General features: G+C 67.6%; 14 protein-coding genes. 9 read left to right on the top strand and 5 right to left on the bottom strand.

From position 1 onward, the window contains the following. Positions 1–47: 47 nt before the first annotated feature. The gene (gene rpoN, locus A6F68_RS01060; RefSeq protein ID WP_067681793.1) at positions 48–1,511 is read right to left on the bottom strand and encodes an RNA polymerase factor sigma-54; all 1,464 of its coding nucleotides are present in this window, start codon (positions 1,509–1,511) and stop codon (positions 48–50) included. 212 nt (positions 1,512–1,723) lie between these two features. After that, positions 1,724–2,509 carry an LPS export ABC transporter ATP-binding protein gene (gene lptB / locus A6F68_RS01055; RefSeq protein WP_418368995.1) on the bottom strand — a complete coding sequence of 262 codons (786 nt, stop codon included), beginning with the start codon at positions 2,507–2,509 and terminating at the stop codon, positions 1,724–1,726. A gap of 179 nt (positions 2,510–2,688) precedes the next feature. Between lptB and A6F68_RS01050 the strand changes: the two genes are divergently transcribed. Genes A6F68_RS01050 through A6F68_RS01040 form a run of 3 tightly spaced genes read left to right on the top strand, consistent with a single transcriptional unit; the run spans position 2,689 to position 5,832 of the window. Beyond that, positions 2,689–3,069, top strand: a complete 381-nt coding sequence (locus A6F68_RS01050; protein WP_067675119.1) for a hypothetical protein — start codon at positions 2,689–2,691, stop codon at positions 3,067–3,069. Between the two features lie 40 nt (positions 3,070–3,109). Next, a complete protein-coding gene (locus tag A6F68_RS01045) occupies positions 3,110–4,453 on the top strand; it encodes a TldD/PmbA family protein (protein WP_067675116.1) in 1,344 nt (447 codons plus the stop codon). Beyond that, entirely contained in the window at positions 4,450–5,832 is a 1,383-nt protein-coding gene (locus tag A6F68_RS01040) for a mechanosensitive ion channel family protein (protein WP_067675113.1), read from the top strand. Before A6F68_RS01045 ends, A6F68_RS01040 begins: the two co-directional genes overlap by 4 nt. A 1-nt stretch (position 5,833) precedes the next feature. Here the strand turns inward: A6F68_RS01040 and ppa are convergent, their stop codons facing one another. Continuing rightward, entirely contained in the window at positions 5,834–6,370 is a 537-nt protein-coding gene (gene ppa / locus A6F68_RS01035) for an inorganic diphosphatase (RefSeq protein ID WP_067675110.1), read from the bottom strand. Positions 6,371–6,428: 58 nt separating this feature from the next. Further along, positions 6,429–8,348 carry a M61 family metallopeptidase gene (locus A6F68_RS01030; RefSeq protein WP_084001488.1) on the bottom strand — a complete coding sequence of 640 codons (1,920 nt, stop codon included), beginning with the start codon at positions 8,346–8,348 and terminating at the stop codon, positions 6,429–6,431. Positions 8,349–8,440: 92 nt separating this feature from the next. Between A6F68_RS01030 and hisS the strand changes: the two genes are divergently transcribed. The 6 genes from hisS to metK all read left to right on the top strand — a co-directional run bounded on the left by hisS (position 8,441) and on the right by metK (position 15,899). Further along, positions 8,441–9,820, top strand: coding sequence for a histidine--tRNA ligase (hisS, locus tag A6F68_RS01025; protein ID WP_084001486.1), 1,380 nt, complete (start codon positions 8,441–8,443; stop codon positions 9,818–9,820). 306 nt (positions 9,821–10,126) lie between these two features. Beyond that, the gene (gene prfA / locus A6F68_RS01020; protein ID WP_067675104.1) at positions 10,127–11,197 is read left to right on the top strand and encodes a peptide chain release factor 1; all 1,071 of its coding nucleotides are present in this window, start codon (positions 10,127–10,129) and stop codon (positions 11,195–11,197) included. 12 nt (positions 11,198–11,209) lie between these two features. Then, a complete protein-coding gene (prmC, locus tag A6F68_RS01015; RefSeq protein ID WP_067675100.1) occupies positions 11,210–12,037 on the top strand; it encodes a peptide chain release factor N(5)-glutamine methyltransferase in 828 nt (275 codons plus the stop codon). Positions 12,038–12,278: 241 nt separating this feature from the next. Then, positions 12,279–13,028: a DUF4167 domain-containing protein gene (locus A6F68_RS01010; RefSeq protein WP_067675097.1), complete on the top strand. Its 750-nt coding sequence runs from the start codon at positions 12,279–12,281 to the stop codon at positions 13,026–13,028. A 22-nt stretch (positions 13,029–13,050) separates the two neighbouring features. Beyond that, a complete protein-coding gene (gene lnt, locus A6F68_RS01005; protein WP_067675094.1) occupies positions 13,051–14,628 on the top strand; it encodes an apolipoprotein N-acyltransferase in 1,578 nt (525 codons plus the stop codon). Positions 14,629–14,681: 53 nt separating this feature from the next. Next, positions 14,682–15,899 carry a methionine adenosyltransferase gene (metK, locus tag A6F68_RS01000; protein ID WP_067675091.1) on the top strand — a complete coding sequence of 406 codons (1,218 nt, stop codon included), beginning with the start codon at positions 14,682–14,684 and terminating at the stop codon, positions 15,897–15,899. On the opposite strand, the gene A6F68_RS00995 is transcribed toward metK, so the two are convergent. Then, positions 15,896–17,167 (bottom strand): spinster family MFS transporter, encoded by a 1,272-nt coding sequence (locus A6F68_RS00995; protein WP_084001485.1) that lies wholly within the window; start codon positions 17,165–17,167, stop codon positions 15,896–15,898. The two genes, metK and A6F68_RS00995, sit on opposite strands and share 4 nt — an antisense overlap. Between the last annotated feature and the right edge of the window lie 5 nt (positions 17,168–17,172).

Here is a 17,172-nt window from a genome sequence, read left to right as displayed (position 1 = left end):
AACAGTGACTTACGGGACCGCTGGAGGCAGTCCGATGCCCCCAACGACTAGGGTTGACCGATACCGGCGAGCTTCTTCGCCCGGCGTCGCTGCACGCTCGATCCGATCCCCATCGCTTCGCGGTACTTGGCGACCGTGCGCCGCGCGAGGTCGAAGCCTTTGGCCTTGAGCAGGTCGACCAGCGTGTCGTCGCTGAGGATGGCTCCGGGATCCTCCGCTTCGATCAGCTGCCGGATGGCCGACTTGACCGCTTCTGCGCTGGCACCCTCGCCGTCGGCCGACGCGACACCGCTGGTAAAGAAGTACTTCAGTTCGAACGTGCCGCGCGGGCAGGCGAGGTACTTGTTGCTGGTCACCCGGCTGACGGTGCTTTCGTGCAGCTCGATCTCTTCGGCGACGGCGCGCAGGGTGAGCGGCTTCAGCTCCGACACGCCCTTGCGGAAGAAGCCGTCCTGCCGCTTCACGATCTCCGCGGCGACCCGCAGGATCGTTCGTGCCCGCTGGTCGAGTGCTTTCAGGAGCCAGTTCGCCTCGGCCAACTGGTCGCGCAGCCAGGCGTTGGCCGCCTTGTCGCCCGCCGCGCCGTCGCGCAGCTGCGCATAATAGGAGCGGTTGACGATCAGGCGCGGCAGGGTCGCCTCGTTGAGCGTGATGTCCCACCCCATGCCCGACGGGACGAGCAGGATGTCGGGCACGACCGCGGCCTCGCCGCTGCTGCCGAAGCGCAGTCCTGGCTTCGGATCGTAGCCGCGAAGTTCGGCGAGCATCTCCGCAAAATCCTCGTCGTCGACTTCGCACATGCGCTTGAGGCGCGCGACCTCGCCGCGGGCAACAAGGTCGAGGTTGTCGATGAGGCGCGCCATGCACGGGTCGTAGCGGTCGGCCTCGCGGGCCTGGAGTGCGATGCATTCGGCAAGCGACCGCGCGCCGACCCCGGTCGGGTCGAGCGACTGGACGACGGTGAGTGCTCGCTCGACCTCTGCGGTCGGCACGCCGAGCGCCTGTGCGACCTCGCCGACCGACAGCGAAAGGTAACCCGCCTCGTCGAGCTGGTCGATCAGCGCGCGGGCGATGAACTCCTCGCGCCGGTCGCGTGCCACTATGCCGACCTGGGCGTGGAGGTGTTCGGGAAGGCTCGGCCCGTCGGCAGTGCCACGCTCGTCGATCGAGGGCCCGTCTTCGCCTGCTCCGGAAGATGGAGCTGCACTCCAGTCGGCATCGCCGGTGTCGCGGTCCCGGTCGAGCGCCGAAGGGTCGATGTCGAGCGCTGCGTCGCCTTCGCCGGCGCTGTCGGCCCCGGCTTCCTGCGGCATCGCTTCAATGGGCGCATCGGGTGCCTCGTCCCGGCTGACTTCGCCCATCTCGAGCAACGGATTGGCTTCGAGCGCTTCGCCGATGAACGCCTCCAGCTCGAGGTTAGACAGCGCGAGCAGGCGGATCGCCTGCTGCAGCTGCGGCGTCATCACCAGCGATTGCGATTGCCTGAGGTCGAGACGGGGACCGAGCGCCATTATGCGTCGATCCGGTTCGCGCTTCGCACGAACCTGCGCGCGGTGCCGGCCCACTCCAGGGTTCCCGCAAAGTAATACTTTGCGGGATACCGCTCCCCCACCCGGCCACCCAAACAGGGTATCGTCATGGGTGGCCGGGTGGGGGAGCGGGCTGGTGCCGCCCCGGCGATCAGACGGTTGCTAAGCAGTGACACCTTGCCGATCGCCGGAAATCATAACGTGAAGTTCTCGCCCAGGTAGAGCCGCCGCACGTTCTCGTCGGCCACGAGATCCTCGGGTGTGCCCGCGAAGAGGACCTGGCCGCCGTAGATGATGCAGGCCCGATCGACGATCTCGAGCGTCTCGCGCACGTTGTGATCGGTGATGAGCACGCCGATGCCCCGGGTCTTGAGGTCCTTCACGAGGTCGCGGATGTCGCTGATCGACAGAGGGTCGATGCCCGCAAAGGGCTCGTCGAGAAGCATGATCGAGGGCTTGGCGGCAAGTGCCCGCGCGATCTCGCAGCGGCGGCGTTCGCCGCCCGACAGCGCCATCGCAGGGCTTTCGCGCAAGCGGGTGAGCCCGAATTCGTCGAGCAGGCGGTCGAGTTCCTGTGCGCGGGTCGCCGCGTCCGGTTCGACCAGCTCGAGCACGCAGTTGATGTTCTGCTCTACCGTCATTCCGCGAAAAATGCTGGTCTCTTGCGGCAGGTATCCCAGCCCGAGCACCGCACGGCGATACATCGGCAGCTTGGTCACATCCTCGCCGTCCATCAGGATACGGCCCGAATCGGGGCGGACGAGACCCATGATCGAATAGAAGCAGGTCGTCTTGCCGGCGCCGTTGGGGCCGAGCAGCCCGAGAACCTCGCCCTTGGCGACGGTCAGCGAGATGTCGGTCAGGACCGATCGCTTGTCGTAGCTCTTGGCGATCGAGATCACCTCGAGCCCGCCGTTGGGCATCGGGGCGTTGGCGTCGGTTGCAGGATTGGCGTGCACCGGGGCTTCAGGGTCGAGCATGCTCATGCGAGCCAGCATGTAGCATCCCTCCGGTGCCTGAAAACCCCGTTCGTGCTGGATTGGCAGGATTCGTGCATGGCAGGCCGGGCGAATTGTTGCGGTTTGGTTACCCGCACTTGCCCCGGGCCCCGCAATTTGAGATAGTCGCCCACGGAGAGAGGACAGGGGAGATAGGCTTCATGGCCAAGGCGTTCGATCGCAACGACGCTCACTCGCATGTTTCAGGAACGCGCAAGCTCGACTGGCGCAAACGAATGAGCGACAACATCGCCTATGCCTTGCTGGTTTACACCGCATTGCAGATCTTCGTGACAGTCGGCGCCCTGAAGGCCGGATCGACCTCGCTGCTGCCCTATCTCGCGCTCATCGTGCTCGTGGCGGCTATCATCCCCGCGTGCCGCATGTTCGAAGCGCGCTGGTTGCAGATTTCCGACGAATCCGCCGCCGATCCCGAATTCAGGTCCGCCTTTCGCCGGGACCAGATGATGCTGTGGACCCTGGCGATCGGGCTCCCCTTTGCCCTCACCGGTCTTTTCAAGCTCATCGCCTCGTTCGCCTGAGTCGCTTGCCCCGGCGGTTTTCGCCGCGTAGCGGCCGGGCATGAATTCTCAGCATTTGCTCGATGCCGCCGAGGCGCTGGTGGCGGCTGCGCGCCGCCACGGGGCGGACGCCGCCGATGCCGTCGGCCGCGGCGCCCTGTCCCGCGGGGTCGGAGTCCGCCTCGGGAAACTCGAGGACGTCGACAGCTCGGAAAGTCTCGAAGTCGGCCTGCGCGCCTTCGTCGGCCGGCGATCGGCAAGCGTTTCGAGTGCAGACCTGTCGCGTGCCGGGATCGAGGAGCTTGCCGAACGCGCGGTCGCGATGGCACGTCTCGCTCCCGAGGACCCCTTCGCGGGGCTTGCCCCGGCGCGAGCGTTGGCGGGCGGACCTTTCGCGGACCTCTCGATTGCCGATGAAGCAGACCCGAGCCCCGAGGACCTGCGCGCGCGCGCGCTCGAGGTCGAGGATGCGGCGCGGGCAGTCTCCGGCGTGACCAATAGCGAAGGCGGCTCGGCCAGCGCGACGCGCGCGGCTGCCGCACTGGTCACGAGCGAAGGGTTCGCCGGCTCCTACACCGGGTCTGCGTACAGCCTGTCCGCCGTGGTCATCGCGGGCGAGGGAGAGGGCATGCAACGCGACTACGAGGCGCGCAGCGCACGCCATCTCGCCGATCTGCCCGATCCGCAGGAGATCGGACGATTGGCCGGGGAGCGTACGGTCGCGCGCCTTGCCCCGGGATCGCTGTCCAGCGGGCCGATGTCCGTCGTGTTCGATCGCCGCGTTTCGGCCTCGCTCGTCGGGCACTTGCTCGGCGCGATGGGCGCGCCTGCGGTCGCTCGCAAGTCCAGCTTTCTTGCAGGGCGCGAGGGCGAGGCGATCTTCGCGCCCGGCATTCGCGTGGTCGAGGATCCGCTGCGTTTGCGCGGACTTCATTCGCGCCCCTTCGACGGAGAAGGCCTGGCCTGCCGCCCGCGCGTGCTGGTCGAGAATGGAATGGTCACCGGCTGGCTTACCAACGTCGCCTCCGCGGCGCAGCTTGGCCTGCCCCTGACCGGCCACGCCACGCGTGGCGGCGCGGGCGCGCCCGGAGTCGGCGCAACCAACGTCGATCTTGTCGCGGGCGATGAAAGCCTTGCCGAACTCATTGCCGATATCGAGGACGGCGTACTGGTCGATTACCTGATCGGGCAGGGCGTCAATCCGGTGACGGGCGACTACAGCCGCGGCGCGGCGGGACGAAGGATCGTGAAGGGCAAGGTCGAGGGGCCGGTGGCGGGGTTCACGATCGCGGGCAACCTGCTAGAGATGTTCGCGAATATGCGCGCTGCCAGCGATCTTGAAACCCACCGGGCGGTGAACGCGCCCAGCCTCCGGATCGACGGAATGACGGTCGCCGGCGGATGACGCGGCTTATCGTCGCGCTGCTGCTGTCACTCGTCGCCATTTCGCCGGCATCGGCGCTTTCCCCTGTCACGCCGACGCCGGACGTTCCTGCCGCGACCGCAGCATCGCCGGCGATCTCGACGGTCGCCGAAGACGGCTCCGACGAACGGATCGGCCGCAGGCTCCAGGGCATCTTCGGTGAGCTGCCCGCCTTTGCCGATGTCGAAGTGGCGGTGAATGAAGGCGTGGTCACCCTCACGGGCACCGTCCCCGCGGACGACGACATCGACCGCGCCGAAGGGATCGCGGGCCGGGTCGCGGGTGTGGTCACGGTCGAGAACCGCCTCGAACGCGATGTCTCGATCGACGGCGGTGCCGCGGTCGGCGGGCTGGCCGAAAGGGTCGCCGAATTCACCCGCCTCCTGCCGCTGCTCGGCCTGGCCCTGGCGGTGTGGCTGGGCATCTCGCTGCTCGGCTACCTTATCGCGGGCATCGGCGCGCTCTGGCAGCGGCTCGCGCCCAACTCGTTCCTTGCCGAACTGATCGCGAGCGCGATCCGCTTCGTGTTCGTCGTGGGCGGGCTCGTCGTCGCGCTCGACATCGTCGGTGCGACGGCTCTCCTCGGTGCCGTTCTCGGCGGTGCGGGCCTCGCCGGCATCGCGCTCGGCTTCGCGATGCGCGACACGATCGAGAACTACGTCGCCTCGCTCATGCTCTCTTTGCGCCAGCCATTCCGCGCGAACGACCACGTGGTGATCGACGGGTCCGAGGGGCGGGTCATTCGCCTGACCAGCCGGGCGACCGTGCTGATGACGCTCGACGGAAACCACCTGCGGATTCCCAACGCCAACGTCTTCAAGGCGACGATCCTCAACTACACCCGGAACCCGAAGCGGCGCTTCGATTTCCTGCTCGGTATCGATGCCGACGACGATCCCGAAGTCGCGCGCTGCGTCGGGCGCGACGCGCTTGCCGCGCTGCCCTTCGTGCTCGCCGAACCACCGCCCGAGGCCCGCACCGAGGAGGTGGGCGATTCTAACATCGTGCTGAAGTTCCTCGGCTGGATCGACCAGCAGGACAGCGACTGGTTCAAGGCCAAGAGCGGAGCAATCGCTGCGGTGAAGTCTGCCCTTGAGGACGCCGGCTTCGCCTTGCCCGAGCCGATCTATCGCCTGCGCTTCGACGCGCGCACGACCCCGCTCCCGTTCGAGCAGGTAGAGCACGGCGAGGTGCGCAGCGCGGGCAAGCCCAAGAAGAAACCGGACAGCAAGGCCGTCTCGCCAGAGCCGGAGGACGTCAGGCCGAACAGGGAAATCGCGGAAATGGTCGCCGACGAGCGACGCACAGCGCCAGCCGAGCAGGAGCGCGACCTGCTCGACGAAGGCCGCCCGGTCGAATAGGTCAGTCCTTGGCGGCCTTTGCCCGCTCGATGCACTCGAGCACGATGCGGCGCGCTTCGGCGGCGTCGCCCCACTTGCCCACGCGCACCCACTTCTCGGCCTCCAGGTCCTTGTAGTGGGTGAAGAAGTGCTCGATCTGCTGGAGCACGATCGACGGCAGGTCCTGCCGCTCTCCGACATCCGAATAATAGGGGAAGGTCGTGTCGACGGGGACGCAGATGAGCTTCTCGTCGCCGCCGTGCTCGTCTTCGAGATTGAGCACGCCGATCGGACGTGCGCGGACGACGCAGCCGGCGATAAACGGCGAGCGCGAGATCACCAGCGCGTCGAGAGGGTCGCCGTCGTCTGACAGCGTGTGCGGCACGAACCCGTAGTTCGCAGGATAGCGCATCGGCGTGTGCAGGATCCGGTCGACGAACAGCGCGCCGCTCGCCTTGTCGAATTCGTACTTCACCGGCTCACCGCCCGTGGGCACTTCGATGATGACGTTGAGGCTTTCGGGCGGATTGTCGCCCGTGGGGATCATGTCGATACGCATGACGCGGGCCCATAGGGCCGGCGATGCTGCATCGCAACACGAATACGTCGGAATGGTCCTATTGCGTGCGCGGGGCGAGCAGGCGGTCGAGCGGCTGTTCGCCTTCACCGGCCGGTTCGATCCATGGGAAACGCAGCCCGCCGGTCCACTTGAGGTCGACCGTGTCGAACCGGTCGCCGCGCTTCACGATGAGCCGTATCGGCGCCTTCCCGTCCCTCGCTTCCTTGACCGCGGTCGTCAGCCGGTCGCGGCTGAAGGCGAAGCCGTCGACCGCCTCGATCACGGTGCCGGGAACGAGGCCTGCATCATGGCCCGGACTGCCCCAGCGGGTGCCCGAGACCGTGCCGTCGCTGCCGACGGAGAAGCCAAGCGACCAGGCGAAGTCGCCCGCCGCGCCGCCCTGCTTGGTGAACGGGTTGGGCTCGTCCTTCCACACGAGGCGGTAGCCCGCCATCTCGATACCCCGCGTCGGCGCCGGCTGGCCGGGCTTGCGGAAGCGCGTGTCGAGGAAGCCCGCCCAGTCATATGGATGGACCGCGTTCAGCGCCGCGACGACATCGTCGAAGGTGTAGGTCTTCACGCCCCAGTCGCCCTCGGAGGTGCCGAAGAACACCTTGGCGAAATCGTCGAGCCCCCTGGCCTCGCCGGTCCCGCGGCGGATGATCTGGTCCGCCTCGAGCCAGATCAGCGCGCTCTCGCTGTAATAGTCGGTGCCGCGCGAGAGCGTGGGGAAGGGCTGAGGCTTGCGATAGGCGAGCGCGGGATTGAAGGTCGTGTCCTCGACCGAGCGCCATGCCCGGCCCGCCTGCGCCGAATAGTTTGCCGCATTGGTCGCGATCTCGCCGAGTGCGACGTCCTTGGGCTGCACGCCCGAGCGCGCGGCCAGCACGCTGTCCCAGAAGCTCGTCTGGCCTTCGTAGACCCACAACAGGTCGCCGTTGACCTGCGTGTGATAATCGGGCGCCCAGAGCGCGGCCGGGCGGCGGTGCTTCCCGTTCCAGCTGTGCACCATCTCGTGCGGCAGCAGTCCGCGGCGGTGCGCCTGGTTCTTCCAGTCGGTGAAGGCGTTGCCCGAAAAGGTGTTCTCGCTCGACCGGTGATGCTCGAGCCCGATCCCGCCGAGTTCGTCGGTCAGCGCGACGAGGAACTCGTAGCGATCGAACTGCCGCGTGCCGAACAGGTGGGTGATCTCGGCGACCATCTTGCGGTGGGTCGGCAACAGCTCGTCGGGCGCGGCAAGCTGGCGCGGGTGATCGGCGAAGACGTTGAGGGTGACGTTCTGTCCCAGGTCGAAATTCGTCCGGTGCGCGCCGGCGAACACCGGCGAATCGACCAAGGTCTCGTAATCGGTCTCCGCCCATTCGACCGTGCGCCCGACCTGCCGGGCGCCGTCGAGCGCGGCGGCGGCGGTCCAGCCCTCGGGCAGCGTCAACCGGGGACGCACCTTGATCCGCCGGACCGCGTGCCCGGCGGGATAGAGGCTCATCTTCTCCCACTGCACGTTGGCCAGCGCCTGGGTCATCAGCGGGCGCCAGTCTGACGAAGAGAACGGCGAGGTGTAGGTCAGAAACGCGTTCACCTCGCGCGCGCCGGCCGGCACCGCGATGCGGAAGGCATAAGGCTCGCCCTCGTCGCGTTCCCACGAAAGCGTGCGGCTGCCGCTGGTGAACTTGATGTCGCCCAGGCGATGGATCTGGCCGGTGGGGCCGTGATTGCCCGGCAGCCACTTGGGATACACGAGCACGAGTTCGCGCGTTCCGGCGGGCAGCGGGATCGTCTGCTGGGTGCGGAACGCGCGGCCGATCGTATCGCTGGCGTCGACCGCGAGGGTCATCGTGCCGCCCGGCCACGGCACGTCGCGGCTCGGCGGCAACGCAGGCACGCGCGCGTTTGCGGACACCGGAGGCATCGATCGTTCGGCGACAGCGGGGGCGGCGAAGGCGAGGACGGCGGCGGCGGTAATCAGGCGTGCGAACATGGCGCGCCGCATGGGGCAACAGCCCACCGCGCGCAACCCTCAGCTCGACGAGCGGCTTTCGCCTGCGTGCCGAACGCGCTAACGGCCCCGCCATGAGCAAGACCCCGCAAGCGATCCGCGGCACGCAGGACATCTTCGGCGCCGAGGCCGAGGCCTTCGCCTTCGTGGTCGAGACCTTCGAGCGCGTGCGCAAGCTGTACCGCTTTCGGCGCGTGGAAATGCCGGTGTTCGAACGGACCGAGGTGTTCAGCCGCGCGATCGGCGAGACGACCGACGTGGTCTCGAAGGAGATGTATTCTTTCGAGGATCGCGGCGGCGAGAGCCTGACCCTGCGACCCGAATTCACCGCCGGGATCGCCCGCGCCTTCATCACCGACGGCTGGCAGCAGCACGCACCGCTCAAGATCGCCACCCACGGCCCGCTGTTCCGCTACGAACGCCCGCAGAAGGGCCGCTACCGCCAGTTCCACCAGCTCGACGCCGAGATCATCGGCGCGGGCGAGCCGCAGGCCGACGTCGAGCTGCTCGCGATGGCCGACCAGCTCCTGAAGGAACTGGGCATCGCCGACGGGGTGACCTTGCACCTCAACACGCTGGGCGATGGCGACAGCCGCGAAGCCTGGCGGTCGGCGCTGGTCGATTACTTCCGCGCGGTGCGGGGCGAACTCAGCGAGGATTCGCAGGAGCGGCTCGAGAAGAACCCTTTACGCATCCTCGACAGCAAGGACCCGCGCGACAGGGCGTTCGTGGCGGACGCGCCGAAGATCGACGATTTCCTGTCGGGCGAAGCGCAGGACTTCTTCGGCAAGGTCACCGCCGGCCTCGACGCGGCGGGTGTCGCGTGGGAGCGCAACCCGGCCCTCGTCCGCGGCCTCGACTATTACCGCCACACCGCGTTCGAATTCGTCACCGACCGGCTGGGCGCGCAGGGGACGGTGCTGGGCGGGGGCCGCTACGACGGGTTGATGGAATCGCTTGGCGGTCCGCCAACGCCTGCTGTGGGCTGGGCCGCCGGGATCGAGCGGCTGGCGATGCTGGTCGGGGAGCCTCCCCGGCATACCTACGATCACGGATCGATCGTGGTCGTTCCGGTGAACGAAGCGGCGACGGGCGCCGCTCTCCAGATGCTGGCCGATCTCCGCCGCATCCAGGTCCCTGCCGAAATGGCCTTCAAGGGCAACATGAAGAAGCGCATGCAGAAGGCCGCGTCATCGGGTGCGACCCACGCGGTCTTCGTCGATGCGGAACGGTGGGCGTCCCGGCAGATCGAAATCCGCAATCTCAAGACGGGCAAGCAGACCCTGATCGAGGAAATCGAGATGGATGGCCTGCGCCCCGAACAGATCAGCGATCTTGCACGGCAGGTTACCGAACACCTCCAGATGGACGATTTCGAGGAGAACCCGCGCGGAGAGGATGCGTGGTACGGCCCGTATGATCTGGCCGAGCGTATGTTCGTACCCAAGCCATGACCATCCCCGCCGAAAGGCTCGGCCAGATCGCGCGCCGGGTCGCCGAATTCTAGACAGTCACCCATACCCCGGCCCCCGCTTTTCTTCTCGCGACATTCGAAGTGATCCGGGATTCGGATCATGTGCGGGATGAGATAGCGTGGGTCGAAAATCCTTTCCTACAGGCCCCTGCCTCGCCTAACCCCCTCCCATTATGCCCCCGAGCCAAGCGACCATGCAGTTTTCTCTTTCCCCTCAGCAGGTTGCGACGATCTCCGCGGCCCGTTCAGGTGTATACTTCGTGTCGCCTTTCGCCGGAAATGCCGCGTGACCATCCCCGCAGAACGCCTCGACCAGATCGCGCACCGGTTCGCCGAGCTCGAGGCGCGAATGGCCTCGGGAACGCTTGAGGGCGAGGCCTTCGTGCAGGCGAGCCGGGATTATGCCGAGCTTGAACCAATTGTGCGTCTGGCCGAGCAGGTCCGCACGATGCGCGCCGAGCTGGCCGAGCTCGAAGGCCTCGACGACGCCGATCCCGAGATGAAGGCGCTCGCCGAGGAAGAGATCATGCGCCTGCGCAATGCGCTTCCCGAGACCGAGCGCGCACTCTCGATCGCGATGCTTCCCCGCGATGCCGCCGATGCGCGGCCCGCGATGCTGGAAATCCGCGCCGGCACCGGGGGCGACGAGGCGGCGCTGTTCGCCGCCGACCTCTTCCGGATGTACGAGCGCTACGCCGCCGAGCAGGGCTGGCGGGTCGAGCCGGTGAGCATGAATGCGAGCGACATCGGCGGCTTCAAGGAAATCGTCGCCAACGTCGCCGGGTCGGGCGTGTTCGCGAAACTGAAGTTCGAAAGCGGCGTCCACCGCGTCCAGCGCGTGCCGGTGACCGAAAGCGGCGGGCGCATCCACACCAGCGCTGCGACGGTCGCGATCCTGCCCGAGCCCGACGAGGTCGACGTGCGGATCGAGGACAAGGACCTCAAGATCGACGTCTATCGCGCGTCCGGCGCGGGCGGTCAGCACGTGAATACGACGGACAGCGCGGTGCGGATCACCCACCTTCCGACCAATACGATCGTCACCTGCCAGGACGGCCGCAGCCAGCACAAGAACAAGGAAAAGGCGATGCAGGTCCTGCGCGCCCGCCTGTTCGAGCAGCAGCGCGAAGCCACCCAAGGCGCCGAGGCCGAGGCGCGCAAGGCGATGGTCGGCTCGGGCGACCGGTCCGAACGCATCCGCACCTACAACTTCCCCCAAGGCCGCGTGACCGACCACCGGATCGGCCTGACTTTGCACAAGCTAGATGAGGTGCTCGCAGGGCCGGGTCTTGGCGAGCTGGTCGACGCGCTGATCGCGGAGGACGAGGCCAAGCGGCTCGCCGCGCTTGGTGAGTAGAGAGAGGGGCGAGTGAGCGTCCGCGTCGCCATACTCGAGGCCGCCGAAGCGCTTTCGGCGACCTCGGATACGCCCCGGCTCGATGCCGAACTGATGATGGCCGCGCTCCTCCAGACCAGCCGTAGCGACATGCTGCTGCGGCGCATGGCCGACGAGGTGCCCTCGGGCTGGGGACACCTCGTCCGGCGGCGAATGGAGCACGAGCCGGTCGCCTATATCCTCGGCGAAGCGGAATTCCGGGGCCTCACTCTCGAGGTCTCGCCCGCGGTGCTGATTCCGCGCGGCGACAGCGAAACGGTCGTCGAAGCCGCGCTGGAGGCGAAACCGGATGCGCGGCGGGTGCTGGACTGCGGGACAGGATCGGGCGCGCTGCTGCTCGCCCTGCTCGCGGCGCTGCATGAGGCCCAGGGCATCGGAATCGATCGGAGCGAAGCCGCCGTCTCGGTGGCGCAAGCGAATGCCGAGGCAACCGGCTTGGGCGATCGGGCGCTGCTGATGGTGGCCGACTGGACCGCGCCAGGTTGGGCAGCCGAGCTTGGCACGTTCGACCTCATCGTCGCCAACCCGCCCTATGTCGAAGCCGATGCCGCGCTCGATCCCGACGTCCGCGAGCACGAACCGGCGGGTGCGCTGTTCGCAGGTACCGACGGTCTCGACGACTACCGAATTCTGGTCCCGCAGCTGCCGGCGCTGCTGGAAAAGAAGGGGATCGCAGTCCTCGAGATCGGGCACGAACAGGCCGAATCCGTCGGCCGGATTGCGTCCGATGCGGGGTTCACATCCGAATTGCGGCGCGACCTCGGCGGGCGACCGCGCGCGCTTATCCTCCGCCAAATCTGACTTTGGGCTTGGCAAAGCTTCGCGCGATGGCTAACTCGGACACAGACCCACCGGTCATGGCATGATGCCTCCCGGCCGGGTCTAGCTCCGACATTTGCTAGGCCGTCCGGGTGCGAACCCCGCTGGACAGGGCAAATGGGGCACCGCGCGCCCTGTGGGTCCGCGGCGAAAGGGGTCATGCGGCGGTACCCGGTATCAGGGAGATCATCGGGCCGCCTCCATACGAAGGAAGCGTTTTTCCTTGAATAACAATCGCAACAATCGCCGCCGCGGTCGCGGTAACCGCCAGCAGGGCGGGGGCAACCAGAATCGCATCGACAGCCGGGCGCGCGGCAACGCGCCGCAGCTGCTCGACAAGTACAAGAAGCTTGCGCAGGACGCCGCCCACAACGGCGACCGGGTGCAGGCCGAGTACTACCTGCAGTTCGCCGACCACTATTTCCGCGTCATCGCTGACAACAAGGCGCGCCAGGACGAGCAGCGCGGTGGCGGACGTCGCGACGAGCAGTTCGAGGACGACGGCGACGAAGAGGATTTCGACGCGCCGCGCCAGCAGCAGGGGCGCCAGAACGACCGGGGCGGCGATCGCCAGCGCGGTCGCGGCCGCCGCGACGAGCGCGACCTTCGTGACGACGGCGGTCGTTCGCAGCGCGACGATGCCGAGCAGGGCGACGAGGGCGACGAAGGCGAAGAGTTCTCGCCGAACGAGAACCCGTTCACCCGCGGCAATCGGGACCGTGATCGTAATCGCGGCCGCGATACGCAGGAAGAACCGCGCCGTGCGCGCGGGCGCCGGGGCAACGGCCGCGACGAGACGCTTGCCGATAATGCGGGCGAAATCGATGTTGCGGCGCTGCCGCCATCGATCTCGAGCGTTGCGACCGACGACGAGCCGGAAGAAAAGCCCAAGCGCAAGCTTCCGCCGCGCCGCCGTCGCCCCGCCGCCGACGACGCGGACGGCAACGACGAGAGCCTGAAGGCCGTCGGCTGATCGGATAGAAAGGGCGCGCGCGGTGGAGGAACGGCTTTCCCGCGCATGGTCGCTCGCCCTGACGCATCCGCGGCTCTGGGCGCTGGCGTGCGGAGTGCTCGCCGCAGGTGGATTCCCGCCGCTTCGGCTGTGGCCGCTGGCCCTGCTCGGCATTGCCGGCTTTGCCGCGCTGATCGTCGCTGCCTGCGACTGGAAGCATGCCGCGCGGCTCGGCTGGCTGTTCGGGGTCGCGCATTTCACCTTCGCGAACAACTGGATCGCGGACGCGTTCACCCACCAGTCGGAAATGCCCGCGTTCCTCGGCTGGATCGCAGTGCCGCTCCTGTCGCTCTACCTCGCGGTCTATCCTGCGATTGCCGCCGGGCTTGCCCGTGCGCTGGCCGGTCCCCGGCCCCTGGCGCTGGCCTTCGCGTTCGGCGGATCGTGGGCCTTTGCCGAGTGGCTGCGGAGCTGGGTCTTCACCGGATATGCATGGGATCCGCTCGGTCTCGTCGTGCTGGGCGCCTGGGACCGGCAGGGCCTTGCCGCGCTATTGCCCTGGCTCGGCACCTATGCGCTGTCGGGCCTCGTGGCGCTCATCGGCGCGGGCATCGCTGTCCTCCTTGCGAAACGCGCGTGGCTGAGGGCGGCGGCGGTGCTTGGACTGGTGGGGGTCGCCATGATCCTGCCTGGACCGGCCGCACAGCCGGGCGGGTTGCGCGTCACGCTGATCCAGCCGGGTTTCCAGCAGCGCGACCTCGACGATCCGGCCCAGTACGAGGATCAGTTCCAGGCCCTGTCAGCGCTTACCGGACCGCGCCGCGACGCCGGGAAGCGGCTCGTCCTGTGGCCGGAATCGGGGCTCCCTGATTACCTGCGGCCGGGGTATCCCAAACGCTACTATCTGGCGACGACCGCGGGCGGCGATCCCGGGTTCGCGCGCGAGCGGATCGCGCAGGCGATCGGCAAGGGCAGCCTGTTGCTGACCGGCGCGGTCGACCTGAAAGTCGAGGGCGGGCGCGCGGTCGGCGCGTACAACGCCATCACCGCCCTCGACGACGAGGGCGAGTTCGCCGGGTCCTACTACAAGGCGCACCTCGTTCCCTACGGCGAGTACCTGGCGCTGCGGTGGCTGCTCGAACCGCTCGGCGCGACGCGGCTGGTGGCGGGAACGATCGACTTCATTCCCGGCCCCGGACCGCGGACGATCGACCTTGGCGCCTATGGCCGCGCCGGGATGCAGATATGCTACGAGATCGTCTTTGCCGGGCAGGTGGTCGATCGGTCGAACCGGCCCGACTACATCTTCAACCCTTCGAACGACGGATGGTTCGGCGCCTTCGGGCCACCGCAGCATCTCGCTCAGGCGCGCATGCGGGCGATCGAGGAAGGGCTTCCGGTCCTGCGGGCGACCGTCAACGGGATCAGCGCGGTGATTGATGCCCGCGGGATCGTCCGCGGGCACCTTCCCACGAGCTTCAAGGGCGGGCGCATCGATGCCGCGGTTCCCCCCGCGCTCGCGCCGACGCCGTTCGCGCTGTTCGGCAATCCCCTTTCGCTGGGATGGGCGGGCCTGATGATCGCGCTTTCGCTGCTTGTCAGGCGAAGGCTGGGCGGCTAGGCCGCACCCGTATCCACACATAAAGCTTTCCTTATATCGGGGTCCCTACAGCCATGCGTTCCGACTTCCTGTTCACGTCCGAATCCGTATCCGAAGGTCATCCGGACAAGGTCTCCGACCAGATTTCCGACGCGATCGTGGACCTGTTCCTGTCGAAGGACCCGCATGCGCGCGTCGCGTGCGAAACGCTGACGACCACGCAGAAGGTCGTCCTCGCCGGGGAGATCCGCGGCGAAGGGATCATGGATACCGAGGGCAACTGGGCTCCCGGGGTAGAACAGGAAATCGAGGACACCGTGCGCGGCGTCGTCCGCGAAATCGGGTACGAGCAGGACGGGTTCCACTGGGAAACGCTCGACTTCTCCAACAACCTGCACCCGCAGTCGGCGCACATCGCGCAGGGTGTCGACGCGGGCGCCGACAAGGACGAGGGCGCAGGCGACCAGGGGATCATGTTCGGTTTCGCGTGCGACGAGACGCCCGACCTGATGCCCGCCACGCTCGACTACAGCCACAAGATCCTCGAGCGGATGGCCGCCGACCGCAAAAGCGGCAAGGCCGCTTTCCTCGAGCCCGACGCCAAGAGCCAGGTCACCCTTCGTTTCGCCGGCGGCAAGCCCGCCGCGGCCACGGCCATTGTCGTCTCCACCCAGCACGCCAAGGGCTACGACGAGGGTGCGAAGGAGGCCGAGCTGCACAACTACGTCCGCGGGGTGGTCGCCGACGTCCTCCCGCGTGAGCTGCTTACCAACGAGACGGTCTACCACATCAATCCGACCGGCTCGTTCGAGATCGGCGGACCCGACGGCGACGCGGGCCTCACGGGCCGCAAGATCATCGTCGACACCTATGGCGGTGCCGCTCCACATGGCGGCGGCGCGTTCAGCGGCAAGGACCCGACGAAGGTCGACCGGTCGGCCGCCTACGTCACGCGCTACCTTGCCAAGAACGTCGTCGCGGCGGGCCTGGCGCGGCGCTGCACGATCCAGATCGCCTATGCGATCGGCGTGTCGCAGCCGCTCTCGCTCTATGTCGACACGCACAGCACGGGCACCGTCGCTGACGAGAAGCTCGAAGAGGCGATCAAGGCCGTCGCCGCCGAGAAGCTGGGCGGCCTCACGCCGCGCGGTATTCGCGAAGGCCTGGGGCTGAACAAGCCGATCTACCGCAAGACCGCGGCCTATGGCCACTTCGGACGCAAGGCGTCGGGCGACGATTTCCCGTGGGAAAAGACCGACCTGGTCGACGCCCTAAAGGCCGCGACGAGCTAAATCCGGCCTTCGCGTACGTCGGCAAGATCGCCGGCGATCGTTCGCGCGGCAAACAGGTAGTGCGCGCCCGCCCACAGGTAGATTGCGCTGCAGATCGCCATTGAAAGGGCGAGCGCGGTGCCCGTGTCGTAGCCCGTGGCGAGTAATCGGTCGCTGCCGGCACCGATCATCAGCGGCCCGATCCCCCCGGCGAGCCCGCCGAGCACGTTGGTGAGCGCGTTGACCGTTGCGCGCGAACGATGGTGCACGAGGTTCGCCACGGTGCCGGTGGTCAGCCCGAGATAATTGAACTGCAGCAGCGTCGAAAACATGATCAACGCGATCACTTGCCACAACTCGTCGCGGGTGACCGCGAAGCCATACACCGGAAAACTCAAGAGCAGGCTGATGCCGGGAAGCCAGCCGTAGACCCGGGGAAACTTGGGCGCGAGCCGGTCCGCGACGAACCCGCCGAGCCCGATCGCAAGTGCGGCAGGCACGGTCGCCATGAGCGCGGTGGTCAGGCCCGCTTCCCCCGTCGAAAGCCCGAAACGGCGGCTCAGCAGGGCCGGCATGAAGGCGAGCAGGCCGAAACCCATGAGGGCGGCGAGCGACGAGCCGAACACCAGGTGCCGCGCGCTGGCTACGTTCCAAAGACGGCGTAACACCACTTTGATCGCCGGCACCGAATCGTCGCCCTGCACGTCGTGCGTCCCGCGCCCGGGTTCGGCGACGAACACCCAGACCAGCGCGGCGAGCAGCAGTCCGGGAATGCCGGTCACGATGAAAGCCCACCGCCAGCCCCAGATCTCCGCGATGTAGCCACCACCGGCAAGGCCGATGAACGCGCCCACCGGAGGGGCCAGCAGGAGCACCGACATCGCCGACGCGCGCCGCTGCGGCGGGTAGTAGTCGGCCACGACCGACTGGTTCGCGGGCAGGCCGACCGCTTCGCCGACACCGACGGCGATGCGCATGGCGAGGAGCTGGTACCATCCGGTGACGAGGCCGCTCGCGGTCGCAGCGAGCGACCAGAGGAACGTTCCGATGGCCGTGAACGTCAGCCGCCGACGGCTTTCGGCAAGGCGGGCGATGACGACACCCAGCGTGATGTTGAGCGCGGCATAGGCAAAACCGAGCAGCCCGATCTGTGCATCATTGAGGTCGAATTCGGCCTTGAGCGGCTCGACCAGCGCATTGACCACGATCCGATCGACGAAACCGATGGTTCCGATCGCGGTCAGAAGGAACAGGGCGAGCCCCGGCGACGTGCTGCGCATGCGTTTCATGCCGG

The sequence above is a fragment of the Tsuneonella dongtanensis genome, assembly GCF_001698205.1.
Classification (GTDB): Bacteria; Pseudomonadota; Alphaproteobacteria; order Sphingomonadales; family Sphingomonadaceae; genus Tsuneonella; species Tsuneonella dongtanensis.
Note: the sequence above shows the minus strand (reverse complement) of the source record. Positions and strands in the feature narration are given on the sequence as shown.

Coding starts and splice junctions, on each gene's coding strand:
- rpoN (WP_067681793.1), bottom strand. CDS start 1,511: ATGGCGCTCGGTCCCCGTCTCGACCTCAGGCAATCGCAATCGCTGGTG.
- lptB (WP_418368995.1), bottom strand. CDS start 2,509: ATGCTCGACCCTGAAGCCCCGGTGCACGCCAATCCTGCAACCGACGCC.
- A6F68_RS01050 (WP_067675119.1), top strand. CDS start 2,689: ATGGCCAAGGCGTTCGATCGCAACGACGCTCACTCGCATGTTTCAGGA.
- A6F68_RS01045 (WP_067675116.1), top strand. CDS start 3,110: ATGAATTCTCAGCATTTGCTCGATGCCGCCGAGGCGCTGGTGGCGGCT.
- A6F68_RS01040 (WP_067675113.1), top strand. CDS start 4,450: ATGACGCGGCTTATCGTCGCGCTGCTGCTGTCACTCGTCGCCATTTCG.
- ppa (WP_067675110.1), bottom strand. CDS start 6,370: ATGCGTATCGACATGATCCCCACGGGCGACAATCCGCCCGAAAGCCTC.
- A6F68_RS01030 (WP_084001488.1), bottom strand. CDS start 8,348: ATGTTCGCACGCCTGATTACCGCCGCCGCCGTCCTCGCCTTCGCCGCC.
- hisS (WP_084001486.1), top strand. CDS start 8,441: ATGAGCAAGACCCCGCAAGCGATCCGCGGCACGCAGGACATCTTCGGC.
- metK (WP_067675091.1), top strand. CDS start 14,682: ATGCGTTCCGACTTCCTGTTCACGTCCGAATCCGTATCCGAAGGTCAT.
- A6F68_RS00995 (WP_084001485.1), bottom strand. CDS start 17,167: ATGAAACGCATGCGCAGCACGTCGCCGGGGCTCGCCCTGTTCCTTCTG.